Annotated in this window: 21 protein-coding genes and 1 pseudogene; 15 read left to right on the top strand and 7 right to left on the bottom strand. The window is 70.8% G+C overall.

Translation table 11 applies throughout. The annotated features are described in order from the left end of the window. Positions 1 to 2 precede the first annotated feature (2 nt). The 3 genes from ACIQH8_RS06255 (at position 3) to ACIQH8_RS06245 (ending at position 1646) form a co-directional block, all read left to right on the top strand. Complete coding sequence (locus ACIQH8_RS06255) at positions 3 to 362, top strand: DUF4190 domain-containing protein (RefSeq protein WP_400996134.1); 360 nt, start codon at positions 3 to 5, stop codon at positions 360 to 362. A gap of 518 nt (positions 363 to 880) precedes the next feature. Next, positions 881 to 1153 (top strand): hypothetical protein, encoded by a 273-nt coding sequence (locus tag ACIQH8_RS06250; protein WP_400996131.1) that lies wholly within the window; start codon positions 881 to 883, stop codon positions 1151 to 1153. Between the two features lie 109 nt (positions 1154 to 1262). Further along, the gene (locus ACIQH8_RS06245) at positions 1263 to 1646 is read left to right on the top strand and encodes a hypothetical protein (RefSeq protein ID WP_400996129.1); all 384 of its coding nucleotides are present in this window, start codon (positions 1263 to 1265) and stop codon (positions 1644 to 1646) included. Between the two features lie 54 nt (positions 1647 to 1700). On the opposite strand, the gene ACIQH8_RS06240 is transcribed toward ACIQH8_RS06245, so the two are convergent. Continuing rightward, positions 1701 to 2888 carry an SAM-dependent methyltransferase gene (locus ACIQH8_RS06240; RefSeq protein ID WP_400996128.1) on the bottom strand — a complete coding sequence of 396 codons (1188 nt, stop codon included), beginning with the start codon at positions 2886 to 2888 and terminating at the stop codon, positions 1701 to 1703. A 129-nt stretch (positions 2889 to 3017) separates the two neighbouring features. On the opposite strand from ACIQH8_RS06240, the gene groES reads away from it, so the two are divergent. The 3 genes from groES to ACIQH8_RS06225 all read left to right on the top strand — a co-directional run bounded on the left by groES (position 3018) and on the right by ACIQH8_RS06225 (position 5969). Then, on the top strand, positions 3018 to 3314 hold the full coding sequence (groES, locus tag ACIQH8_RS06235; RefSeq protein ID WP_022889766.1) for a co-chaperone GroES: 297 nt from the start codon (positions 3018 to 3020) through the stop codon (positions 3312 to 3314). 157 nt (positions 3315 to 3471) lie between these two features. Next, positions 3472 to 4428 carry an EamA family transporter RarD gene (gene rarD, locus ACIQH8_RS06230; RefSeq protein WP_400996124.1) on the top strand — a complete coding sequence of 319 codons (957 nt, stop codon included), beginning with the start codon at positions 3472 to 3474 and terminating at the stop codon, positions 4426 to 4428. 251 nt (positions 4429 to 4679) lie between these two features. After that, a complete protein-coding gene (locus tag ACIQH8_RS06225) occupies positions 4680 to 5969 on the top strand; it encodes an ABC transporter substrate-binding protein (protein ID WP_400996122.1) in 1290 nt (429 codons plus the stop codon). A 447-nt stretch (positions 5970 to 6416) separates the two neighbouring features. Here the strand turns inward: ACIQH8_RS06225 and ACIQH8_RS06220 are convergent, their stop codons facing one another. From ACIQH8_RS06220 to ACIQH8_RS06205, 4 genes are read right to left on the bottom strand one after another with little or no spacing between them, the layout of a single operon-like run. Further along, entirely contained in the window at positions 6417 to 7133 is a 717-nt protein-coding gene (locus tag ACIQH8_RS06220; protein ID WP_400997862.1) for an ABC transporter ATP-binding protein, read from the bottom strand. A gap of 55 nt (positions 7134 to 7188) precedes the next feature. After that, positions 7189 to 8100, bottom strand: a complete 912-nt coding sequence (locus ACIQH8_RS06215) for an ABC transporter ATP-binding protein (RefSeq protein ID WP_400996120.1) — start codon at positions 8098 to 8100, stop codon at positions 7189 to 7191. Next, positions 8090 to 9070 carry a branched-chain amino acid ABC transporter permease gene (locus tag ACIQH8_RS06210; RefSeq protein WP_400997859.1) on the bottom strand — a complete coding sequence of 327 codons (981 nt, stop codon included), beginning with the start codon at positions 9068 to 9070 and terminating at the stop codon, positions 8090 to 8092. The genes ACIQH8_RS06215 and ACIQH8_RS06210 overlap by 11 nt, the downstream gene beginning before the upstream one ends. A 13-nt stretch (positions 9071 to 9083) precedes the next feature. After that, on the bottom strand, positions 9084 to 10301 hold the full coding sequence (locus tag ACIQH8_RS06205; RefSeq protein ID WP_400996118.1) for a branched-chain amino acid ABC transporter permease: 1218 nt from the start codon (positions 10299 to 10301) through the stop codon (positions 9084 to 9086). Between the two features lie 351 nt (positions 10302 to 10652). On the opposite strand from ACIQH8_RS06205, the gene guaB reads away from it, so the two are divergent. Continuing rightward, on the top strand, positions 10653 to 12155 hold the full coding sequence (gene guaB, locus ACIQH8_RS06200; RefSeq protein ID WP_400996116.1) for an IMP dehydrogenase: 1503 nt from the start codon (positions 10653 to 10655) through the stop codon (positions 12153 to 12155). Between the two features lie 3 nt (positions 12156 to 12158). Here guaB and ACIQH8_RS06195 read toward each other — a convergent pair whose 3' ends face one another. Together ACIQH8_RS06195 and ACIQH8_RS06190 are read right to left on the bottom strand one after the other, a co-directional pair. Beyond that, positions 12159 to 12656 (bottom strand): aminotransferase class I/II-fold pyridoxal phosphate-dependent enzyme, encoded by a 498-nt coding sequence (locus ACIQH8_RS06195; RefSeq protein ID WP_400996113.1) that lies wholly within the window; start codon positions 12654 to 12656, stop codon positions 12159 to 12161. A gap of 82 nt (positions 12657 to 12738) precedes the next feature. Further along, positions 12739 to 13206: pseudogene (locus ACIQH8_RS06190) on the bottom strand (aminotransferase class I/II-fold pyridoxal phosphate-dependent enzyme); the annotation flags it as partial. Positions 13207 to 13448: 242 nt separating this feature from the next. Here ACIQH8_RS06190 and ACIQH8_RS06185 point away from each other — a divergent pair. From ACIQH8_RS06185 to ACIQH8_RS06150, 8 genes are all read left to right on the top strand, one after another. Next, positions 13449 to 15149: an ABC-F family ATP-binding cassette domain-containing protein gene (locus ACIQH8_RS06185; protein WP_400996112.1), complete on the top strand. Its 1701-nt coding sequence runs from the start codon at positions 13449 to 13451 to the stop codon at positions 15147 to 15149. A 55-nt stretch (positions 15150 to 15204) separates the two neighbouring features. Then, entirely contained in the window at positions 15205 to 16329 is a 1125-nt protein-coding gene (locus tag ACIQH8_RS06180; protein WP_400996109.1) for a GuaB3 family IMP dehydrogenase-related protein, read from the top strand. 189 nt (positions 16330 to 16518) lie between these two features. After that, complete coding sequence (locus ACIQH8_RS06175) at positions 16519 to 18249, top strand: glycerol-3-phosphate dehydrogenase/oxidase (RefSeq protein WP_400996107.1); 1731 nt, start codon at positions 16519 to 16521, stop codon at positions 18247 to 18249. 57 nt (positions 18250 to 18306) lie between these two features. Continuing rightward, positions 18307 to 19128 (top strand): SURF1 family protein, encoded by an 822-nt coding sequence (locus ACIQH8_RS06170; RefSeq protein WP_400996105.1) that lies wholly within the window; start codon positions 18307 to 18309, stop codon positions 19126 to 19128. Between the two features lie 64 nt (positions 19129 to 19192). Continuing rightward, complete coding sequence (locus tag ACIQH8_RS06165; RefSeq protein ID WP_400996103.1) at positions 19193 to 20155, top strand: S1C family serine protease; 963 nt, start codon at positions 19193 to 19195, stop codon at positions 20153 to 20155. Positions 20156 to 20237: 82 nt separating this feature from the next. Next, positions 20238 to 20762, top strand: coding sequence for a DUF3817 domain-containing protein (locus ACIQH8_RS06160; protein WP_400996101.1), 525 nt, complete (start codon positions 20238 to 20240; stop codon positions 20760 to 20762). Then, entirely contained in the window at positions 20759 to 22336 is a 1578-nt protein-coding gene (gene guaA, locus ACIQH8_RS06155; protein ID WP_400996099.1) for a glutamine-hydrolyzing GMP synthase, read from the top strand. Before ACIQH8_RS06160 ends, guaA begins: the two co-directional genes overlap by 4 nt. A gap of 18 nt (positions 22337 to 22354) precedes the next feature. Continuing rightward, positions 22355 to 23299 (top strand): L-lactate dehydrogenase, encoded by a 945-nt coding sequence (locus ACIQH8_RS06150; protein ID WP_400996096.1) that lies wholly within the window; start codon positions 22355 to 22357, stop codon positions 23297 to 23299. Positions 23300 to 23367 lie beyond the last annotated feature (68 nt).

Here is a 23367-nt window from a genome sequence, read left to right as displayed (position 1 = left end):
TCATGACCGACTCCAACACGCCCGATCCGAACGCGTCGAACGTCCCCCCGCCGCCGGCTCCGCCGGCCCAGCCCGCGCCCTCCTACGGTGCGACGCCGTCGTACTCCGCGCCGCCGGCGCAGAAGACCAACGTCCTCGCCATCGTCTCGCTGGTGTCGTCGTTCTTCATCTCGCTCGTCGGCATCATCACCGGCCACATCGCGCTGAGCCAGATCAAGAAGACGGGTGAGCAGGGTCGCGGCCTCGCGATCGCCGGCCTCATCATCGGCTACGTCGGACTCGTCCTCGGCATCATCTTCGCGATCGTCTGGTTCGCGATCATCGGCGCCGCGATCAGCAGCGGATCCGTCACCACCTACTGATCGATCCACCCGCAGCACGGAAGGGGCTCGGCATGAGCGATCCCACCAACCCGGAGAAGCCCTCGGAGCCGGCACCCCCGTCACCGACGGAACCGACGGTCCCGGTGGAGCCTGCCGAGCCCACCGTGCCTGCGGAGCCGATCGAACCTGCGGTGCCTGCGGAGCCGGTCGAGCCGGCGGTGCCCGCCGAGCCGTCGCCGGTCCCGCCGGCCGAGCCCGAGCCCCCCGTCACCCCCGGGACCCCGGGCACGCCCGAGGTCCCGGGTGCACCCGTCCCTCCGGCGCCGCCTGCCCCTCCGGGGCCGCCCGTCCCTCCGGAGCCGCCGGTCGCACCGCCTTCGGCGCCCGCCCCGCCGGCCACGCCGTACGGCCCCCCGTCCGCGACGGCTCAGACCGTCGGAGGGCCGTTCGGGACCCCGACGAGCGGTGTCGGCGGCGGTGCCGCGGTTCCGCCGAGCGGGGCGTACGGGGGGTACGCCGGGGCGGGTTCCGCGCCGGCGCCCGCGCGGCCGACTCCCGTGCTCAGCCTGATCTCGCTCATCGCCGGCGTCATCGGCGTCATCGGCTCGCCGGTGGTCTTCATCCCGTTCGTCGGTGGGGTGCTGCAGCTGTTCGTCCCGGCCGCCGCGATCGTGCTCGGCTTCCTCGGGCGCAGCAAGGAGCCCTCGGCGAAGGGCATGTGGCTGACCGGGCTCATCCTCGGCTTCGTCGGCATCGGCATCGCCCTCCTCTCGTTCCTCCTCTGGGGCATGCTGTTCTCGATCGGGTCCGGATACGGCTACGGATACTGAGGCGACAGGCGTGAGCGACGAGCGGATGCCGGGACCGGACGATCCCGCCGGCGCGTCGCCGGAGCCGCGCGCGCCGGCGTCGCGTCCCGTGGAGCCGCCGGCTCCGCCGATGTCCGTTCCACCCCGCGAGTTCGACGTCCCGTACGACACCGGCGCGCTGCACGGGCTCCCCACCGGCCAGCTGCTGGCCGTCGGCCGGCCCCAGCCCGAGCAGCTCGAGGCTGACTACGAAGAGGAGGACGAGCAGCGCCGCGTGTACAGCCGGGTCGGTGCGGTCATCGGCACGATCGGCGCCGTCGCGTCGCTGTTCGTCGGATGGATGTTCCCGCTGTCGGTCGCGGCGATCGTGTTCGGCGTGCTCGGGCTGCGGCGCGAGGAGCACGGACGCATCCTCGCCTTCATCGGCATCGGGACCGGCGTCGCCGGCCTGGTGTTCTCCGGGGTGTGGCTCGGGTACTACGCCATCGTGTTCGGCGCGCTCCCGACCGCCTGAGCGCCGCCCGTCCCGGCGGCTCGGCCGGCCGGCTCGACTCGCCGCTGCGCTCGCTCAGAGCCGCTCGACGAGGATCGCGACATGGCGGCCCTCCTCGCGGGTCAGCACGACGGTCGCCGACAGGTCGCCCGTGAGCTTCAGGCGGGTGCGGAGCGCGGCCGGATCGACGTCCACTCCCCGCTTCTTGATCTCGAGCGTGCCGACACCTCGTTCCCGGAGGGCGCGTCGCAGGCTGCGCTCGTCTGCAGGGAGGCGTTCGATCACGCGGAAGCCGGTCGCGAACGGCGTGTGCACCCCGCGGTCCCCGGTCAGGTACGCGATCCCCTCACTCAGCATCCACGCCCCCATCGATCGCGCGAGGTCTCCGATCAGGCGCGCGCGGATGACTGCCCCGTCGGGCTCGTAGAGGTAGTCGCCCAGCGGGCCGACCGGGGCGTCCTCGCTGTCGGCCGGTGCGACGAGTTCCTGCGCGCTGTCGCCGCGGATCACGAGCGCCGCACGACCGATGCCGGCTCGCGCCAGGGCCCCCGTCCAGACCGCGAGTTCCACGACGTCGCCGTCGACCGACACCCACTGCGCCTCGGCGTCGTCCGGGACGACGTCTCGATCCGTGCCGGGGCCGAGCTTCACCCCGACCGGCATCCGCTCCGCGAGGCCGAACACGAAGTCCAGCGCGGGGGAGTAGTCGGCGGTATCCGCGAGCCTCGTCGTCGTGCCGGCAGAGGTCGTCCGTCGCGCCGGATCGAGCCACGCGGCGTCGATGCCGCCGAGCGCGACGTCTTCTGCGCGGGCATGCAGCACGCGCACCTTCGGGAACGGCGTGAGGTTGAAGGCGGCGACGGCCGCCGTCACCTCGTCGGCCTCGGCTGCGGTCACGTCGAGGTCGACCGCGGCCATGGCGAGGGCGTCGCCGCCGATGCCGCAGCCGAGGTCGGCGACGTGCCGGAACCCTGCGCGCGCGAAACGACCGGCGTGCAGGGCGGCGACGCGGAGCCGCGTCGCCTGCTCGAGTCCGGGCTCGGTGAAGAGCATCCGGTCCGCGAACTCTCCGAATTTCACGCGCGCCTTCGACCTCAGGCGGGACTGGCTGAGGACGGCCGCGACGAGGCCGGGATCGTGGCCCTGCTTGCGGAGATCGGCGACCGTCTTCACGACGTCGGCTCTCGACGAGTACGGCGGCAGCGAGTCGAGCAGCGCGAGGCCCTCGGCAGAGAGCAGCCGCACCAGCTCGTCGCGTTCCACGCCGACACGCTAGCACCGCGCCATCCGCTGGCACTCACGTTGCACGAGTGCCAGAACCGCCATAGACTCGGTTTAGCACTCTCACTCAGAGGCTGCTAACCCCAGTCTTCGTCAAGAAAGAGGTCAACCGTGTCGGTTTCCATCAAGCCGCTCGAGGATCGCATCGTCATCAAGCAGGTCGAGGCCGAGCAGACCACCGCCTCCGGCCTGGTCATCCCCGACACCGCCAAGGAGAAGCCCCAGGAGGGCGAGGTCGTGGCGGTCGGTCCGGGTCGGATCGACGACAACGGCAACCGCGTCCCGCTCGACGTGGCCGTCGGCGACAAGGTGATCTACTCCAAGTACGGCGGTACCGAGGTGAAGTTCGGCGGCGAGGACTTCCTCGTCCTGTCGGCCCGCGACGTGCTCGCGGTCGTCGTCCGCTAGTCGACACCGACTTCTCCGCGGCCCGGATGCCATCGGCATCCGGGCCGCGTCGTCGTCCCGGGTCGGCCGGCAGCCCTCGTCGCCGACGGCGGTATCTCGACGGAGGACGGCAGGCGGCGCGCGCTTCCGTCTCGGAGGTCGCGCGTAGGCTGTCACGGTGTCATCCGCTCCGTCCACCGACGCTCCGGTGCGCGTCCCTCCCGACGGTGTGAGCCGCGCGGGCCTCGTCTACGCGGTCTCCGCCTACGGCCTCTGGGGATTCCTCCCGGTCTACTTCATCGCGCTCGCGCCGAGCGGTCCGATCGAGATCGTGGCGATGCGCATCCTCCTCTCGCTCGTCTTCTGCGCGGTCCTGATCGCCGCCACGCGAACCTGGCGCGCATTCCGAGCGATCCTGCGTGACCGGCGCGTGGTGCTCACGATGGGCCTGGCCGGTGTGCTCATCTTCGCGAACTGGCTCACCTACGTTTTCGCCACGCTCACCGGACAGGTGGTCGAGGCGGCACTCGGCTACTTCATCAACCCGATCGTGACCGTCTTCCTCGGAGTGATCGTGCTGCGCGAGCGGCTGAACGCGGTGCAGTGGACGGCGGTCGGGATCTCGATCGTCGCCGTGGTGGTGCTCGCCGTCGGCTACGGCCGGATGCCATGGATCGCACTCGTCCTCGCGTTCAGCTTCGGTTTCTACGGACTCATCAAGAAGCGCGTCGGTCACCGCGTCGACGCGGTCTCGGGCCTCACGCTCGAGACAGCGTGGCTCGCGCCGGTCGCGGCGATCCTCCTCGTCGTCGTCGCGTCGACGTCCGGGCTCACCATCGGCACGGCGGGCGCATGGCACACTGTGCTGCTGCTGTCCGCCGGCGCGGTCACCGCGATCCCGCTGCTCCTGTTCGCGGCCGCGTCCCGGCGGCTCCCGCTCATCTACATGGGGTTCATCCAGTACTTCGCCCCGTTCATCCAGTTCCTGGTCGGCGTCGTGGTGCTCGGCGAGCCCATGCCGCCCGAGCGATGGGCCGGTTTCGGCCTCGTCTGGCTCGCGCTCGTCGTGCTCACGTTCGACCTCGTGCGGGGAGCCCGCGCCGCTCGTCGTGCCGCCAACCTCGAGCCGGTCTGAGCGACCCCGGGCCCCCCGTAATGGGGCTGGATCGGCCGCGGCGGAACCCCGGTCACGTGCGTGAATTCGTGGCGGAATCGCCGGAATCCTGCGGAGAATCGCGTCACGGTGACGTCGAGATAACGATTCCGTGTGCGTTACCGGGTTGTGATCGAGGCAATCTTGTTTCCCATCTGGGCGGGCAATACGGTCGATACATCGGCGTCGACAGACGCTGTTTGTGTACCGATCCTTCAGTCCCAAGGAGCATCATGAGCGTATTCGCGAGGGCCACCGGCTCGCGCTCGGCTCGCGCGGCTTGGACGGGCATCGCCATTGCTGGCGTCTCTGCCCTCCTCCTCACCGCGTGCAGCACGGGCGGCACCACCCCGGAAGAGTCCGAGGAGCCGGCCGACACCGGCGACGCCCTGCCCATCGAGGCGGGTGAGCGTGACCTCACCCTGAAGGTCGGCACGATCCTGCCGCAGTCCGGCACGCTCGCCTTCCTCGGACCGCCCGAGGAGGCAGGTGTCGCGCTCGCCGCCGAGGAGATCAACGAGGCCGACGCCGGCATCCAGGTCGAGGTCGTTTACCGCGACTCCGGCGACACCACGACCGACATCGCGACCGTCTCGGTGACCGACCTCCTCTCGCAGGACGTGTCGGCGATCATCGGTGCGGCCTCGTCGGGTGTGTCGTTCACCGTCATCGACCAGATCACGTCGGCCGGTGTCGTCCACTTCTCGCCGGCGAACACCTCGCCCGACTTCACCGACTACGAAGACAACGGGCTGTACTTCCGCACCGCGCCGTCCGACCTGCTCCAGGGCGAGGTCCTCGGCAACCTGATCGCGGAGGACGGCGCCTCGACGCTCGGCCTGCTGGTCCTCAACGACCCGTACGGCACCGGTCTCGCGGCCGCGACGTCGGAGGCCTTCGAGGCCGCCGGCGGCGAAGTCGTGGCCGAGGAGCTCTTCAACACGGGTGACTCGAACTTCGACGCGCAGCTCTCGGCGATCAACGCCGCGAACCCCGACGCCGTCGCGGTCATCACGTTCGACGAGGCCAAGGTCGTCGTGCCGGCGCTCGTCGGCGCGGGGTACCCGGGCGACCAGCTCTACTTCGTCGACGGCAACCTGGCCGACTACAGCGCGGACTTCGCTCCCGGCCTCGTCGCCGGTGCGAAGGGCACGCTCCCCGGCCCGGAGCTCGAGGCGGACTTCCAGGACCGCCTGCTCGGCATCGACCCCGCCCTCGACAGCTTCAGCTACGGTCCGGAGTCGTACGACGCCCTCATGCTGATCGCGCTCGCGGCCTACGCCGCGAACAGCACGGCCGGCGAGGACATCGGCGCCTACCTGCAGCAGGTGTCCGGCGGTTCGGGTGACGGCGAGACCGTGACCACGTTCGCCGACGCGGCCGCACTGCTCGCCGAGGGCACGCAGATCGACTTCGACGGTGCGTCGGGTCCGATCACGCTCGACGAGAACGGTGACCCGACCGAGGCCACCATCGGCATCTACGAGTACGCCGACGACAACACCTACACGCGCATCGGCTGATCGGCTGACACGCAGCGAAGGGCCCCGGCTTCGGCCGGGGCCCTTTCGCATGCCCGCGGTCGCCTCGTCGTACGTGAAACGCAGTGAAACGCCGTTCACCGGCCGCTGGCCCGTCGGCGGGTGCGGCACGCCGCCCGACCCTCCGTCGAGCCCGCACTGAGCCCGGCGCCCCGCGCCGCTCGTGACCGACGTTCCGTGGTCGGTCGCCCTTTCCGTACCCGTGCGCGTCTGGCTGGACGCTGCGTCCCTCGCTCGGCGCTGCGTCCCTCGCTCGGCGCTGCGCCCCTCGCTCGGCGCTGCGCGCCCTCTGCGTAGAGCGTGGGGCCGCCGGACAAGGTTCGACGTCGCCGGTCGACGCGATCTCGCGGGCGGGGAGACGGCCACGCGCACGACGAAAGGGGCGGATGCCGTGGCATCCGCCCCCTTCGGGCGTGTGGAGCGGTGAAGCTACTCCTGGCCGAGCGTGCCCAGGTAGAGGCCGATCACCTTCGGGTCGTTCAGCAGCTCGCGGCCCGGACCCTCGTAGGCGTCGCGGCCCTGGTCTAGGACGTATCCCCGGTCGCAGATCTGGAGGCAGCGTCGGGCGTTCTGCTCGACCATGATGGTCGTCACTCCCGCTCGGTTGATCTCCTTGACCCGCAGGAACGCCTCGTCCTGGCGCACCGGCGACAGGCCCGCGCTCGGCTCGTCGAGGAGCAGCACGTGCGGTCCCATCATCAGCGCGCGCGACATCGCCACCATCTGGCGCTCACCGCCGGAGAGCGAGCCGGCTCGCTGGGTGAGCCGCTTCCCGAGCTCCGGGAAGATGTCGACGACGAACTCCAGGCGGTGCTTGAGATCCTTGGGCTTCTGGAAGATGCCCATCTCGAGGTTCTCCTGGATCGTGAGCGACGGGAACACGTTGTTCGTCTGCGGGACGAACCCGACGCCCTTCGACACCAGCTTGTTCGCCTTGAGGTTGGTGATCTCCTCGCCCTGGAGGAAGATGCCGCCCTCGCGGACTTTGACCAGACCGAAGATCGACTTCAGCAGCGTCGACTTGCCGGCGCCGTTCGGGCCGATGATGCCGATGAGCTCGCCGTCGCGGGCGGTCAGCGAGCACCCGTTCAGGATGTTCACTCCCGGGAGGTACCCGGCGGTGACGTCGCGGACCTCGACGACCATGTCGCGCGTGTCCACCGTCGCCGCACCGGCCGTCGACTCGGCGCCGGCCGCGGATTCACTGTTCGTCATCGATGAGCTCCTTCATGGCGGTGACGTGCTCGTCGTCGCTGTCACCGAGGTCGGTGTCGTGGTGCGCGCCGAGGTAGGCGTCGATCACGGCCGGATCCTGCATGACCTCGTGCGGGTCGCCCTCGGCCACGATCTTGCCCTCGGCCATGACGATCACCCAGTCGGCGATGTGGCGGACCATGTGCATGTCGTGCTCGACGAACAGCACCGTCATGCCCTGTGCCTTGAGGTCGAGGATGTGGTCGAGCAGCGACTGCGTCAGCGCGGGGTTCACGCCGGCCATCGGCTCGTCGAGCATCACCAGGGTTGGGTCGCTCATGAGCGCGCGTGCCATCTCGAGGAGCTTCCGCTGCCCGCCCGAGAGGCTGGCCGCGTAGTCCTCCTGCTTCGCGTCGAGCTTGAAGCGGGTGAGGATCTCCTTGGCCTTCGCCTCGATCTCCTCCTCCTGCTTGCGCCAGAGGAAGGGAAGGATCGAACGGAAGAGGTTCTCACCGGTCTGCTGCTTCGCGCCGAGCTTCATGTTGTCGAGCACGGTGAGCAGGCCCAGCGCCTTCGTGAGCTGGAAGGTCCGGATGAGACCCATCCGGGCGACCCGGTAGGCCGGGACGTGCGCCAGCGAGCGGCCGTCGAACTCCCACTTGCCCTCGTCCGGCTTGTCGAAGCCGGTGAGCAGGTTGAAGAACGTCGTCTTGCCGGCGCCGTTCGGGCCGATGAGCGCCGTGATCGCGCCGCGCGGGATCTCGACGTGCTCGACGTCGACGGCGGTGAGGCCGCCGAACGTGCGCTTCACGCCGTCGGCGATGATGATCGGGTCGACCTTCTTGACGCCGGGCGCCGGGTCGCCGACATGGAGGCCGGTCGTCTTGACCGGCGTCGTGGGAGTGCCGTTATCGGACAAAGGACAGCTCCTTCTTGTTGCCGAAGATGCCCTGTGGTCTGAACACCACGAGGAGCATGATCGCGATGCCGACCAGGATGAATCGCAACTGGCCCGCCTGGACCTGCGTCATGAACGGGAACCAGCCCGCCTCGACCGCCCGGGCCATGAAGCCCGAGAAGAACGAGAGCAGCACCCAGAAGATCATCGAGCCCACGATCGGGCCGAGGATCGTCGCGGCACCGCCGAGCAGGAGGATCGCGTAGATGAAGAAGGTGAGCGACGTCTGGTAGTTCGCCGGCACGACCGCGCGCGGCATGATGAAGATCATGCCGGCCAGGGTGCCGAAGACGCCACCCAGAATCAGGCTCTGCATCTTGTACGAATAGACGTTCTTGCCGAGGGCGCGAACGGCGTCCTCATCCTCGCGGATTCCCTTGATCACGCGGCCCCAGGGGCTGCGCATCAGGAGCCAGGTGAAGACCGCGGCCAGGATGACGATGGTCCATCCGAGGATGCGGATCCACCAGTCGTAGGCGTTGTAGGTGAACGGCCCGAAACCGTACGTGCCGTCCGGGATGGGGTTCAGTGCGGCGAGGCCGCCCTTGTAGCCCTGCAGTCCGCTCGCCGAACCGGTGATGTCGTCGAACGTGTTCGTCGTGAAGATGAGCCGCAGGATCTCCGCGGCCGCGATCGTCACGATGGCCAAGTAGTCGGCCCGCAGTCGCAGGGTCGGGATACCCAGGATCAGGGCGAACACGATCGAGGCGCCGATCCCGACGAGCACCGAGGCCCACACGGGGAACCCGAAGGAGAGCGTCGAGATCGCGTATCCGTAGGCACCGAGGGCCATGAAGCCCGCCTGGCCGAAGTTCAGCAGGCCGGTGTAGCCGAAGTGGATCGCCAGGCCGAGCGCAGCGAGGGCGTACGCGGCGGTCGTGGGGCTGATGAGCTCCTGCGCCGCGTTCGAGAAGATCTGAATCCAGTCGATCATGGTCGGCCCCTTATCCGATTCTCTCTCGGCGACCCAGGATGCCCTGCGGTCGGAACAGCAGCACGAGGATCAGCACGAGCAGCGCGCCGACGTACTTCATGTCGCTCGGCAGCCAGAGCGTGGAGACCTCGATGAAGAGCCCCACGATGAGCGAGCCGACGAGGGCCCCGAACGCGGTCCCGAGTCCGCCGAGCGTGACCGCGGCGAAGACGAGCAGCAGGATCTGGAAGCCCATGTCCCAGCTGACACCCGGGCGGAAGTACGCCCAGAGGATGCCGGAGAGGCCGGCCAGGCCGCCGCCGAGCACCCAGACGATGCGGATGACGCGGTCGACGTCGATCCCGCTCGCCGCAGCGAGGGGGGCGTTGTCGGAGACCGCGCGGGTCGCCTTGCCGATCCTCGTCCGGAGGAGGAAGTACGCCACCGCGAGGAGCACGATGACCGAGGTCGCCATGCTCGCCACGTCGATCCACGAGAGCAGGATCGGTCCGAGCTGGATCTCGCGCGGAAGCGTCGCGCCGGGCAGCTGGCGGGTGCCGCCGCCGTAGAAGAACTGATACGTGTAGCGAAGCGCCAGGGAGAGGCCGATGCTCACGATCATCAACGGAATGAGTGCGACGCCACGCCTCCGCAGCGGCTTCCAGAGTGCCGCGTCGAGCGTCCAGCCGAGACCGGCGGAGAGCGCGATCGCGATGAGGATCGCCAGCCACACGGGGAACCCGAGCGTCGTGCTGAAGGTCAGCATCATCAACGCGCCGAACGTGATCATCTCCGCGTGGGCGAAGTTCGAGAGCCCGGTCGTTCCGAAGATCAACGACAGGCCGATCGCGGCGAGCGCGAGCAGCAGGCCGAAGTTGAGACCGTTCACGACGCGGATGAGCACCTGGGCGCCGTAGTCCGTGGTGACCCGCTGGCCCTCGCCGAGGAAGAAGTTCACGGCCTTCCGGTTCGTGAGTCCGAACTCGGCCTCGACGGTCGACTGGCCGTCCTCGACGACCACGCCCTCGGGGAGCGTGTCCTCGTCGAGCGTGAGCTCGTACGTGCCCTCCTTCTCGGGGACGCCGATCGTCCACTGGCCGTTCTCATCGGTCTCGGTCTCGGCCTCGAACCCGCCGCCCGAGACCGCGATGGACACCCCCTCGAGCGGCTCGTCGTTGTACTTCACGTTTCCGCTGAAGAAGTACTCGAACTCCTCGGCCTGGCTGTCCGTACCCCCTTCGTCCGCCATCGCAGGGGACGCTGCGATGCCGGACAGAGTGAGTGCGGACAGTAGGAGTCCGAGGAGGATGAGCCACCTCCCACGAGAATGTGGGCGGACTGCTTGCGTGGATTCCACTGCACCTCCAAAGGTCCCGGTATGGGGGTCGACCGGGTTCGCCTTTCCTGCGACGACGTCGTCACAGTACGTGCCGATTATGTCCCAGGTGTTTCGCAGCCGGGCACAAACGGCCCTCGATTGTTATCCGGGGAATGGCCGCGGCGCAAACTCGCTTAAACTCTTCTGTACCGCGACGATGCGCCCGTGCCCGCGACCCGCGGTGCGCGGGCGGTCGAGCACGACTCGAGACGAAGGGGCGACATGGATCAGGCCGATCCGTTCGGATTCACTGGTTTGACGTACGACGACGTCCTGCTGCTGCCGGGACACACCGACGTGATCCCGAGCGAGGCCGACACGACCTCGCGCCTGACGCGGCGCATCACGGTCGCGACCCCGCTCCTCTCCGCCGCGATGGACACCGTCACCGAAGCCCGGATGGCGATCGCGATGGCCCGTCAGGGCGGCATCGGCATCCTGCACCGCAACCTCTCGATCGCCGAGCAGGCCGAGATGGTTGACCGCGTCAAGCGCAGCGAGTCCGGGATGGTCTCCAACCCGGTGACGACGACGCCGGAGGCCACGGTGGCCGAGGTCGACCAGCTCTGCGCGACGTACCGCGTCTCGGGCCTGCCCGTCGTCGACGCCGACGGTGTGCTCGTCGGCATCATCACGAACCGCGACATGCGCTTCGTCTCCGACTTCGAGAAGGCCACGACCACGGTGTCCGAGGTCATGACGAAGGCGCCGCTCATCACCGGGCACGTGGGCATGGACCCCGACGAGGCCGTCGCGATCTTCGCCCAGCACAAGGTCGAGAAGCTCCCGCTCGTGGACGACCGTGGGCGGCTCACCGGCCTCATCACCGTGAAGGACTTCGACAAGTCCGAGCAGTACCCGAACGCGACGAAGGACGCCGAGGGGCGCCTGCGCGTGGGCGCGGCGATGGGATTCTTCGGCGACGCGTGGGAGCGCGCGGAGGCCCTGCGCGACGCTGGCGTCGACGTGCTCGTGGTCGACACCGCCAACGGCGAGTCCGCGGGCGTCCTCGACATCATCCGACGGCTGAAGGCCGACCCGACCTTCGCCCACATCGACGTGATCGGCGGCAACGTCGCCACGTACGAGGGTGCGAAGGCCTTGGTCGACGCGGGAGCCGATGCCGTCAAGGTCGGCGTCGGTCCCGGTTCGATCTGCACCACGCGGGTGGTCGCGGGCGTCGGCGTGCCGCAGGTCACCGCCGTCTACGAGGCGTCGAAGGCGACCGTTCCCGCCGGCGTGCCGCTCATCGCCGACGGCGGACTGCAGTACTCGGGCGACATCGCGAAGGCGCTCGTCGCGGGCGCGGACACCGTCATGCTCGGTTCCCTGCTCGCCGGCACCGCGGAGAGCCCGGGCGACCTGGTCTTCCAGAACGGCAAGCAGTACAAGGCCTACCGGGGCATGGGGTCGCTCGGCGCGTTGCAGACGCGCGGCAAGAAGACCTCCTACTCGAAGGACCGCTACTTCCAGGCCGACGTGCCGAGCGACGAGAAGCTCATCCCAGAGGGCATCGAGGGCCAGGTGCCGTTCCGGGGCCCGGTCTCGGCGGTCGCCTACCAGCTGGTCGGTGGACTGCGCCAGTCGATGTTCTACGTCGGCGCCCGCACGGTCGCCGAGCTGAAGACCAAGGGGCGGTTCGTGCGGATCACGCCGGCGGGGCTCAAGGAGTCGCACCCGCACGACGTGCAGTTCGTCGTCGAGGCGCCGAACTACACGCGCTGACGGTCAGCGCGCGTCGGCGATGCGGCTGATCGCCTCCGAGAGCACCTCGGGCGAGCAGGCGAGGTTCAGGCGTGCGTGCCCGCGTCCGGCCTGCGCGCCGAACATGGGCCCGTTCGCGAGGGCGACCCGGGCGCGCTCGAGCGCGACGGCGGCCGGGTCGTCGCCCCAACCGAGCGCGGAGAGATCGAGCCACGCGAGGTAGGTGGCCTGGGGCATCCGGTACCGCACGTCGGGGAGCTCGTCGGCGAGCAGGTCGGCGAGCAGCCGCCGGTTGTCGTCGATCGACGCGAGCACCCCGTCGAGCCAACGGCCGCCGTGCCGGAAGGCCGCGACGGAGGCGATCGAGCCGAACTGGCCCATCCGCCACTCGACCTCGTACGGGAACGACGCCCGCACCGCGTCGCCGCGCTCGCTCGCGGTGACGATGAGCGCGGCCTTGAGCCCGGCGAGGTTGAACGCCTTCGTCGCCGCGGTCACGGCGATGCCGTGTGCGCGCGGCATCCGACACCGTCAGGAACGGGACGTACCGCGATTCGGGCTGGGAGAGCGGTCCGTGCACCTCGTCGGAGACGATCGTCGCGTCGAACCGCGCGGCGAGCTCGGCGAGCGCCGCAAGGTCGTCCCGGGAATGCACGACGCCGACCGGGTTGTGCGGGTTGCAGAGCACCATCGCGCGGGCGCCGGCCGCGAAGGCGGCCTCGATGCCGGCGAGGTCGAGCGACCAGCCCTCGTCGATGCCGCCCGCGAGCGGCACTTCGACGACCGACGCACCGGCCTCGGTGACGAGGTCGAAGAAGGGCGGGTAGATCGGCGGGTTCACGATCACGCCCTCGCCCGGCCCGACGACGCGGCGCAGCACCTCGACGATGCCCATGCTCACGTCGGCGGTGCAGGTGATTCGGGCAGGGTCGGGCTCCCACCCGAGCCGGGCGGCGGCGAACTCCGCGAAGGCCTCGCCCACCGGGAGGCTCCCGGAGTTGTACCCCGTGTCGGAGCGCCGGATCGCGGCGTGCAGGGCCTCGGCGATCGGTTCGGCGAGCGGGTAGTCCATCTCGGCGACGGGCAGCGGCAGCACGTCGGGTTCGTAGCTGCGCCACTTCGCGCTGGTGCGGGTGCGGAGGAGGTCGAGCGGGTCGGCGGCGACGCGGTGCATGCCTCCAGCCTGCCCCACGAACCCGCGCGGCGGGGCGATGCCACGGGGCCGTGCCGCGGCATCCGTCTTGGGTTAGTCTGGTCGGCTGCCCATCGGGCGGCGCGGCGCAGGCCGCCGTCTTCCGGAACGGAACCGCTCCCATGGGCTTCATCGACGTCAACGGCGTCTCCTTCTCGCTGCCGGACGGACGGCCGCTCCTCGCCGACCTCGCCTTCCGGGTGACCGAGGGGCGCACGACCGCGCTCATCGGCCAGAACGGCGCGGGCAAGACCACCCTGCTCCGGATCATTCGCGGCGACCTGCGCCCCGACGAGGGGAGCGTGCAGGTCGTCGGCGGCCTCGGCGTCATGGACCAGTTCGTCGGTCGCGGCGAGGTCGTCGAGGGCGTCGAACGCACCGTGCACGGCCTGCTCGTCTCGGTCGCCCCCGCGCGGGTGCGCGCCGCCGCGATCGAGCTCGAGCGCGCCGAGAACGCCCTCATCGAGACGGATGACACGGCCGCCCAGATGCGGTACGCGTCGGCACTCGCGGAGTACGCCGAGGCCGGCGGCTACGACCAGGAGGTCGTGTGGGACCACTGCACGATCGCCGCGCTCGGCATCCCGTTCGAGCGTGCGAAGTGGCGCGAACTGTCGACGCTCTCGGGTGGCGAGCAGAAGCGGCTCGCCCTCGAGGCGCTGCTCCGCGGACCGGAGGAGGTGCTCCTCCTCGACGAGCCCGACAACTCGCTCGACGTGCCGGGCAAGCGCTGGCTCGAGCAGCAGCTGCGGGCCACCCCGAAGACCGTGCTCCTCGTCTCGCACGACCGCGAGCTGCTCGCCCGCGCCGCCGACCGGATCGTCACGCTCGAGGCGGGTGCGGCCGGCAGCACGGCGTGGGTGCACGGCGGCTCGTTCCGCGGCTACCACGCCGCACGCGAGGAGCGCTTCGCCCGCCTCGACGAGCTGCGGCGCCGGTGGGACGAGCAGCACGCCCAGCTGAGGCAGCTCGTGCAGACGCTCAAGGTGAAGGCGACGTACAACGACGGCATGGCCTCGCGCTACCAGGCCGCCGTCACGCGGCTGCGGAAGTTCGAGGAGGCGGGGCCGCCCGAGGAGCGGCCGCCGGCCCAGGCGGTGTCGATGCGACTGCGCGGCTCGCGCACGGGCAAGCGGGCCGTGGTGTGCGAGGGACTCGAGCTCAGCGGACTCATGCGACCGTTCGACCTCGAGGTCTGGTACGGCGACCGGGTCGCGGTGCTCGGCTCGAACGGGTCGGGCAAGTCGCACTTCCTGCGCCTGCTCGCGGCGGGCGGCAGCGACCCCGACCGCGCGAAGGGGCACGTGACGGATGTCGGTTCGACTCTCGCCGCAGTCCCGCACACGGGTTCGGCGACGCTCGGCGCACGCGTCGTGCCCGGCTGGTTCGCCCAGGGCCACGAGCTCCCGGGGCTCCGCGGTCGCACGCTGCTCGACATCCTGCATCGCGGCGACGCGAACCGGGAGGGCATGGCGCGCGAGGCCGCGAGCTCGGCGCTGGATCGTTACGGGCTCGCCGGATCGGCGCTCCAGCAGTTCGACTCGCTCTCGGGCGGCCAGCAGGCGCGACTGCAGATCCTGCTCCTGGAGCTCTCCGGCGCGACCCTGCTGCTGCTGGACGAGCCGACCGACAACCTCGACCTGGTGTCGGCCGAGGCGCTCGAGGACGCGCTCTCGCGCTTCGACGGCACGGTGCTCGCGGTCACGCACGACCGCTGGTTCGCGCGGTCGTTCGACCGGTTCGTCGTCTTCCGCTCCGACGGCGAGGTCGTCGAGGCCGACGCGCCGGTGTGGGACGAGCAGCGGGTGGCGAGGGTGCGCTGAGCGCACGCCCGTGCCATCCGTGTCGCGCGCCGGGGCCCTTGGGTAGGGTTGAACGGTGACCCAGGAGATCGAGATCGGCCGCTCCAAGCGGGGCCGTCGCGTCTACGCGTTCGACGACATCGCCATCGTGCCGAGCCGGCGCACCCGTGACCCGGAAGACGTCTCGGTCGGTTGGTCGATCGACGCGTACCAGTTCGACATCCCGTTCCTCGCGGCGCCGATGGACTCCGTGGTCTCGCCGCAGACGGCGATCATGATGGGCCAGCTCGGCGGCCTCGGCGTGCTCGACCTCGAGGGACTCTGGACCAGGTACGAGAACCCCGAGCCCGCGCTCGCCGAGATCCGCAACCTGACCGACGAGCAGGCGACGGCGCGCATGCAGGAGCTGTACGCCGAGCCGATCAAGCCCGACCTCGTCACCGAGCGTCTCGCCGAGATCCGCGCGGCCGGGGTGACCGTGGCGGGCGCGCTCTCGCCGCAGCGCACGCAGGAGCTCTACGAGACGGTCGTCGCGGCGGGGGTCGACCTGTTCGTGATCCGCGGCACGACCGTGTCGGCCGAGCACGTCTCCAAGAACCAGGAGCCGCTGAACCTCAAGAAGTTCATATACGAGCTCGACGTGCCCGTCATCGTGGGCGGTGCGGCGACGTACACCGCCGCCCTGCACCTCATGCGCACGGGCGCCGCGGGCGTGCTGGTCGGCTTCGGCGGCGGAGCGGCCTCGACCACGCGCACCACGCTGGGCATCCACGCGCCCATGGCGACGGCGGTGGCGGATGTCGCGGGCGCGCGCCGGGACTACCTCGACGAGTCCGGCGGCCGGTACGTCCACGTCATCGCCGACGGCGGCGTCGGCGCGGCCGGCGACATCGTGAAGGCCGTCGCGTGCGGCGCCGACGCGGTCATGCTGGGCGCCGCGCTCGCGCGCGCGACCGACGCACCCGGCGGGGGATGGCACTGGGGCCCCGAGGCGCACCACTCGAAGCTGCCGCGCGGCCAGCGCGTGCAGGTCGGCCAGGTCGCACCGCTCGAGGAGATCCTCTACGGCCCGGCGCCCGCCGCCGACGGTACCGCGAACCTCGTCGGCGCCCTCCGCAAGTCGATGGCGACGACCGGGTACTCCGACCTCAAGGAGTTCCAGCGCGTCGAGGTCGTCGTCGCGCCGTACCGGTCCGCGTAACACGGGCCGTCGCCGGCGCGTCGGAGGCTCGACAGGCCGCCCCACCGCGGTCGCGAACGAGCCCGGTCGGCCGTGCCTGTCAACCCGCTCCCAACCCCGGCCGATTCCATGGCCCGGCGCGCGGCGCTCGGGTAGCGTTGGGACCGACGGGCGTGGCCGCCGCGGTCCGCCCGGGGATGGGGAGCGACGATGGCGAGACTGAAGTCGGTGACGCGTTCGAACAAGCTCGGGCCGGAGGAACGCGAGGCGGCGATCGCCCGCCTCAAGGAGAAGGAACTCGACGTCCTCGTGGTCGGCGGCGGGATCGTCGGCACGGGGGCAGCGCTCGACTCCGTGACCAGGGGCCTGTCGACCGGCCTCCTCGAGGCGCGGGACTGGGCGTCGGGCACCTCGAGCCGGTCCTCGAAGCTCGTGCACGGCGGCATCCGCTACCTCGAACAACTCGACTTCCGCCTCGTGCGCGAGGCGCTCATCGAACGCGGCCTGCTGCTGCAGCGCATCGCGCCGCACCTCGTCAAGCCGGTCCGGTTCCTCTACCCGCTGCAGAAGCGCGTCTTCGAGCGGGTCTACATCGGGGCCGGCATGCTGCTGTACGACATCTTCAGCTACTCCGGCGGCCGTCCGCCGGGAGTCCCCCACCACCGGCACCTCTCCAAGCGCCAGGTGATGCGCGCCATCCCGTCCCTCTCGAGCGACGCACTCGTCGGCGGTCTCACCTACTACGACGCGCAGGTCGACGACGCACGGTACGTGGCATCCCTCGCCCGCACCGCGTCGTTCTACGGCGCGCACGTCGCGAGCCGCGTCAAGGTCGAGGGGTTCGTCAAGGTCGGTGAGCGCGTGGTCGGCGTGCAGGCGCACGACCTGCAGACCGACGAGCACTTCGAGATCCGCGCGAAGCAGGTCGTGAACGCGACGGGCGTGTGGACCGACGACACGCAGCGGATGGTCGGGGAGCGCGGCACCTTCAAGGTGCGCGCGTCCAAGGGGATCCACCTCGTCGTGCCGAGAGACCGAATCCAGTCGGCGATGGGCATGATCTTCCGCACCGAGAAGAGCGTGCTCTTCGTGATCCCGTGGGGCCGGCACTGGCTCATCGGCACGACCGACACCGACTGGAACCTCGACAAGGCGCACCCGGCGGCCACCGCGGCCGACATCGACTACCTGCTCGAGCACGTCAACTCGGTCATGGCGATCCCGCTGAGCCGCGAGGACGTCGAGGGCGTGTTCGCCGGGCTCCGGCCGCTGCTCGCGGGGGAGAGCGACCAGACCTCCAAGCTCTCGCGCGAGCACGTCGTGGCGCACACCGTGCCGGGGCTCGTCGTCGTCGCGGGCGGCAAGTGGACCACCTACCGGGTGATGGCGAAGGACGCGATCGACGCGGCCGCCGACGCGCTCGACGGGCGGGTGCCCGCGTCGACCACGCAGGACATCCCCCTGCTCGGCGCCGAGGGCTACCAGGCCGCGTGGAACAAGCGCGGCAAGATCGCGCGTGCGTTCGGCGTGCACAAGGTGCGCATCGAGCACCTGCTGAACCGGTACGGCACCATGACCGACGAACTGCTCGACCTGATCCGCGAGACGCCCGAGCTCGGGGAGCCGCTGCCCGGCGCCGACGACTACCTCGGCGCCGAGGTCGTCTACGCGGCCTCGCACGAGGGAGCGCTGCACCTCGACGACGTCCTCGCGCGGCGCACGCGCATCTCGATCGAGGCATGGGATCGCGGGGTCTCGGCCGCGCCGGTCGCCGCGAGGCTCATGGCCGGCGTCCTCGGATGGGATGCCGACCGCGAAGCGCTCGAGGTCGAGCGCTACCTCCAGCGCGTCGCCGCCGAGCGCGCGTCGCAGGAGCAGCCCGACGACGAGTCCGCCGACCGGGTGCGGCTCGAGGCGCCCGACATCGTGAAGGTCGACTGAGCGGCGGCGGCCGCTCGCAGGGGCAGCGCATCCCGCCGGGCTAGAATCTCGGGCGACATGCTCCGGATGATGCTGCGCCCCCGCTGGGTGCTCGCCCTGATCGCTGCGCTCGGCATCGCAGCCGGCTTCGCGCTCCTCGCGCAGTGGCAGGTCGACCGAGCGGTCGAGCAGGCGACCGTCGTCGAGCGTCCCACAGAAGAGGTCCGCCCGTTCGGCGAGGTCGTGCAGCCCGACGGGCCGACCGAGCAGGCCGCGACCGGCCAGCGCGTCGCCGTGACGGGCGAGATCGTGCCCGGCGACACGGTGCTCGTCCAGGGGCGCCTGAACGATGGCGTCGCCGGCTGGTGGGTCGTCGCCCACCTCGAGGTGACGGATGCCGCGCCCGGCGGGCTGCCCGTCGCGCTCGGCTGGGCGGCCGACGAGGAGACCGCGCGCGAGGTGCTCGCCGAGGTCGACCGCACCGCGGCATCCGCCGGCGAGGTCGAGGTCGTCGGACGGTTCCTGCCGAGCGAGGCGCCCGTGGCGCCCGAGGAGGGCGACGATCCGCAGGCGATGACGACCGTCGCCGTCGCGCACCTCATCAACATCTGGGCCGACTACGACGACCGGCCCGTGTACTTCGGCTACGTGACCGCGGCCGACCCGGTCGCGGGCCTCGATGCGATCGACTCGCCGCCGCCGCTGCAGGAGTCCGAGCTCAACTGGCTCAACGTGTTCTACGCCGTCGAGTGGGTCGTGTTCGCGGGCTTCGCCGTGTTCCTCTGGTACCGGCTCGTGAAGGACGCCGTGCAGCGCGAGCGCGAGGAGGCCGAGCTGGCCGCCGAGGAGGCCGTGACGGCGACACGGGGCGCGGCGCCGGCCGATCCCGCGCGGGACTGAGCCGACCGTTCCGCCGTCGGCGAACTCCGGACGCGGCATCCGGTGAGGGGGTGAGGATGCCGGTGTGGGCGATGACGATCTGGAACCGATCGGGTCCGACCCGGAGCATGCCGAAAGCCCCCTCGACGCCTATTCGCGGGTGGTGACGCGGGTCGCGGGCGACCTGCTGTCGAGCATGGCGAGCCTCGCCGTGCGCTCCCGACGCGGACAGGGCACGGGGAGCGCGAGCGTCGTGTCCGCCGACGGGATCCTGCTCACCTCGGCGCACGTCGTCGCGGGCGCCGATCGCGCCGAGGCGGCGTTCGGCGACGGCACCGAGGCCGACGTCGAGGTGATCGGGCGCGACCCGCTCTCGGACCTCGCCGTCCTCCGGGCGCACGGAGCCGTGCCGCCGCCGGTGCCGCTCGGCGACGCGCGCACGCTCCGCGTCGGCCAGCTCGTCGTCGCCGTCGGCACGCCGCTCGGCCTCGCCGGCAGCGTGACCGCGGGCATCGTCTCGAACCTCGGCCGCTCGCTGCCGACGGCCGCGGGTCGCGTCGTCGACGAGGTCATCCAGACGGATGCCGCATTGAATCCCGGCAACAGCGGCGGCGCGCTCGCCGACGGGGCCGGGCGGATGGTGGGCGTCAACACCGCGGTCGCGGGCGTCGGCCTCGGGCTCGCGGTGCCGATCAACCCCGCGACCCGGGAGATCATCGACGCGCTCGTCGCGCACGGGCGGTTCCGCCGCGCATGGCTCGGCATCGCGGGCGCGCAGGTGCGCCTCGCACCCGAGCTCGCCGAACGGGTCGGCTCCTCCACCGGGCTCCAGGTCACGGGCGTGGTCGACGGCAGCCCCGCCGAGATCGCCGGCATCCGGCCGGGCGACATCGCCGTGAGCCTCGACGGCACGGGCATCGTGACCGCGACCTCGATCCAGCGGCTCATGGTCGAGGGCGCGATCGATCGCGAGGTCGAGATGACCCTGTGGCGCGGCGGTGCCCTCGTCGACGTGTTCGTGGTGCCGCGCGAGCTCGTCGGATCGTAGCCCGGCGGCCGGTCGCGTGCGGCGCCCGGCGCGGCATCCGTCACGGCCATCGCCCAGCCGGCCGCATCGTAGACTGGACGCCATGCCCCTCGAGCCAAAACCGGCTGAATTCCCGCGCATCCGCGGGGCCCTCACGTTCTACATGGTGGCCTCGGTCATCACGGGCGTCATGCTGCTCCTGCTCTGCGCGGAGATGCTGCTGAAGTACGTCTGGCACCTCGAGCTGTACGCGTTCGGCCCGAACGGCCTGCTCTCGTTCGAGCCCGTCGTCGAGACGCCCGAGGGCCTCGAGTCGAGCGGCACGGGCGTGAACCTCTCGACGGGCATCCTCATCGCGCACGGCTGGTTCTACGTCGTGTACCTGTTCAGCAACTTCCGGCTGTGGAGCCTCATGCGCTGGCCGTTCTGGCGCCTGCTCGTGCTCGCGTCCGGCGGCATCGTGCCGTTCCTGTCCTTCATCCTCGAGGCCCGCATCGGGCGCGAGGTCCGCGGGTACCTCGCGGCACGTGAAGCGGATGCCGCCGACGCCGCGTCGGCGTCGGCCACCGCTGCCCCGGGGGCGACCGACTCCGACACCGATTCCGAGCCCGTGGAGGCGGCCCAGTGAGCGAGACCCAGCAGCGACCCGTCCTCGTCGTGGACTTCGGCGCGCAGTACGCGCAGCTGATCGCGCGGCGGGTGCGCGAGGCATCCGTCTACTCCGAGATCGTGCCGCACACGATCACGGCCGACGAGGTGCGCGCGAAGGACCCGGTCGGCATCGTGCTCTCGGGCGGACCGTCGTCCGTCTACGAGCCGGGCGCGCCCTCCCTCGATCCCGGCATCCTCGAGCTCGGCGTGCCCACGCTCGGCATCTGCTACGGCTTCCAGGTGATGGCGCAGCAGCTCGGCGGCGAGGTCGCGCACACCGGCCACCGCGAGTACGGATCGACGGCGGCCACCGTGCGAGTCGACGACCACAACTCGCTGCTCGGCGGCCAGCCCGAGCACCAGACCGTCTGGATGAGCCACGGCGACTCGGTCGCCGTCGCCCCCGAGGGCTTCGACGTGCTCGCGTCGACCGGCACCACGCCGGTCGCGGCGTTCGCGAACGACGAGCAGGGCTTCTACGGCGTCCAGTGGCACCCCGAGGTCAAGCACTCGCCGTACGGACAGGACGTCATCGAGAACTTCCTCCACCGGGCCGCCGGCATCCCGGCCGACTGGAACCCCGACAACGTCATCGCCGAGCAGGTCGAGCGCATCCGCGCGCAGGTCGGGTCGGCCCGTGTGATCTCCGCGCTCTCGGGCGGCGTCGACTCCGCCGTCTCGACCGCGCTCGTGCACGAGGCCGTCGGCGACCAGCTCACCGCCGTGTTCGTCGACCACGGGCTCCTCCGCAAGGGCGAGCGCGAGCAGGTGCAGCAGGACTACGTCGCCGCAACCGGCGTGCGCCTCGTCACGGTCGATGCCGCCGACGTGTTCCTCGCCGCACTCGCCGGAGTCACCGACCCGGAGGAGAAGCGGAAGATCATCGGCCGCGAGTTCATCCGGGCGTTCGAGCAGGCTGAGCGCGACCTCATCGCCGAGGCCGAGGCGTCGGGTGAACCGGTCAGGTTCCTGGTGCAGGGAACGCTGTACCCCGACGTGGTCGAGTCTGGCGGCGGCACCGGCACCGCGAACATCAAGAGCCACCACAACGTGGGCGGACTTCCGGAGGACCTGCAGTTCGAGCTCGTCGAGCCGCTGCGGACCCTGTTCAAAGACGAGGTCCGAGCGATCGGTCGTGAACTCGGACTGCCCGAGGTCATCGTCGCCCGCCAGCCGTTCCCCGGCCCCGGCCTCGGCATCCGCATCGTCGGCGAGGTCACGCGCGACCGCCTCGAGGTGCTCCGCGAGGCCGACGCGATCGCACGTGCAGAGCTGACCGCGGCCGGACTCGACGCCGAGATCTGGCAGTGCCCGGTGGTGCTCCTCGCCGACGTCCGCTCGGTCGGCGTGCAGGGCGACGGCCGCACCTACGGCCACCCGATCGTGCTGCGCCCGGTGTCGTCGGAGGACGCCATGACCGCCGACTGGACGCGCGTGCCGTTCGAGGTGCTCGCCAAGATCTCGAATCGCATCACCAACGAGGTGCGCGAGGTCAACCGCGTCGTGCTCGACGTCACGTCGAAGCCGCCGGGGACCATCGAGTGGGAGTGACGCGCTAGCCTGAGCCGCATGGCGGTCATCGAGAACTCGAAGCTCAGCGTCATCGGGGCGGGCAGCGTGGGCGCGAGCCTGGTGTACGCATCGTTGATCCGCGAGTCGGCCAACCAGGTCGCGCTGTACGACATCGCGGCGGAGAAGGTCGAGGCCGAGGTGCTCGACCTCGCGCACGGTACGCAGTTCACGCGGTCGAGCGTCATCGGCGGGGCCGATCTCGACGTCGTCGCGGATTCCCACGTCGTGGTGATCACGGCCGGCGCGAAGCAGCAGCCCGGTCAGAGCCGGATGGAACTCGCGGGCACCAACGTCGGGATCCTCGAGCGACTCATGCCCGACCTGCTCGAGCGCGCGCCCGACGCGATCTACGTGCTCGTCACGAACCCCGTCGACGTGCTCACGGTCGCCGCACGGCAGATCAGCGGCTTGCCGGCCGAGCGGGTGATCGGGTCGGGGACGGTGCTCGACACGTCGCGCCTGCGCTGGCTGCTCGCGAAGCGAGCCGGCGTGATGACCTCGAGCGTGCACGCCGACATCGTGGGCGAGCACGGCGACACCGAGTTCCCGCTCTGGTCGAACGCGCGGATCGGACCCGTGCCGATCCTCGACTGGACGGGCGGCGAGCGGTTCTCGATCGACGAGCTCGACGGGATCGCCTCGGAGGTGCGCAACGCCGCCTACACCGTGATCCGAGGCAAGGGTGCGACCAACTACGCCATCGGGCTCTCCGGCGCGCGCATCGTCGAGGCGCTGCTCGACGACGAGCGTGCCGTGCTGCCCGTCTCGACGGTGCACTCCGGGGCCTTCGGGGTCGACGGCGTCGCGCTGTCGATGCCGTCGATCGTCGGCGGCACCGGCGCGTTCCCGATCGCCGAGACGCCGATGTCGAAGACCGAGGCGGGGCTGCTCGCGGCATCCGGCGACGCGATCAGGGCGACCATGCAGACCCTCGGGCTCTGAGCTCGCTTCAGGCCGCGGCCCCATCTCGCTGCTCGAGCCTGCGGATATACGATCGGGCGCGCCGCGTT

This window comes from Agromyces sp. GXQ0307 (assembly GCF_044769845.1).
In the GTDB taxonomy this organism is placed as follows: Bacteria; Actinomycetota; Actinomycetes; order Actinomycetales; family Microbacteriaceae; genus Agromyces.
Note: the sequence above shows the minus strand (reverse complement) of the source record. Positions and strands in the feature narration are given on the sequence as shown.

Coding starts and splice junctions, on each gene's coding strand:
- guaB (WP_400996116.1), top strand. CDS start 10,653: ATGGATCAGGCCGATCCGTTCGGATTCACTGGTTTGACGTACGACGAC.
- ACIQH8_RS06205 (WP_400996118.1), bottom strand. CDS start 10,301: ATGGCGGACGAAGGGGGTACGGACAGCCAGGCCGAGGAGTTCGAGTAC.
- ACIQH8_RS06160 (WP_400996101.1), top strand. CDS start 20,238: ATGCCCCTCGAGCCAAAACCGGCTGAATTCCCGCGCATCCGCGGGGCC.
- ACIQH8_RS06150 (WP_400996096.1), top strand. CDS start 22,355: ATGGCGGTCATCGAGAACTCGAAGCTCAGCGTCATCGGGGCGGGCAGC.
- ACIQH8_RS06225 (WP_400996122.1), top strand. CDS start 4,680: ATGAGCGTATTCGCGAGGGCCACCGGCTCGCGCTCGGCTCGCGCGGCT.
- ACIQH8_RS06175 (WP_400996107.1), top strand. CDS start 16,519: ATGGCGAGACTGAAGTCGGTGACGCGTTCGAACAAGCTCGGGCCGGAG.
- ACIQH8_RS06170 (WP_400996105.1), top strand. CDS start 18,307: ATGCTCCGGATGATGCTGCGCCCCCGCTGGGTGCTCGCCCTGATCGCT.
- ACIQH8_RS06195 (WP_400996113.1), bottom strand. CDS start 12,656: ATGCCGCGCGCACACGGCATCGCCGTGACCGCGGCGACGAAGGCGTTC.
- ACIQH8_RS06245 (WP_400996129.1), top strand. CDS start 1,263: ATGTCCGTTCCACCCCGCGAGTTCGACGTCCCGTACGACACCGGCGCG.
- ACIQH8_RS06185 (WP_400996112.1), top strand. CDS start 13,449: ATGGGCTTCATCGACGTCAACGGCGTCTCCTTCTCGCTGCCGGACGGA.
- ACIQH8_RS06255 (WP_400996134.1), top strand. CDS start 3: ATGACCGACTCCAACACGCCCGATCCGAACGCGTCGAACGTCCCCCCG.
- ACIQH8_RS06220 (WP_400997862.1), bottom strand. CDS start 7,133: ATGGTCGTCGAGGTCCGCGACGTCACCGCCGGGTACCTCCCGGGAGTG.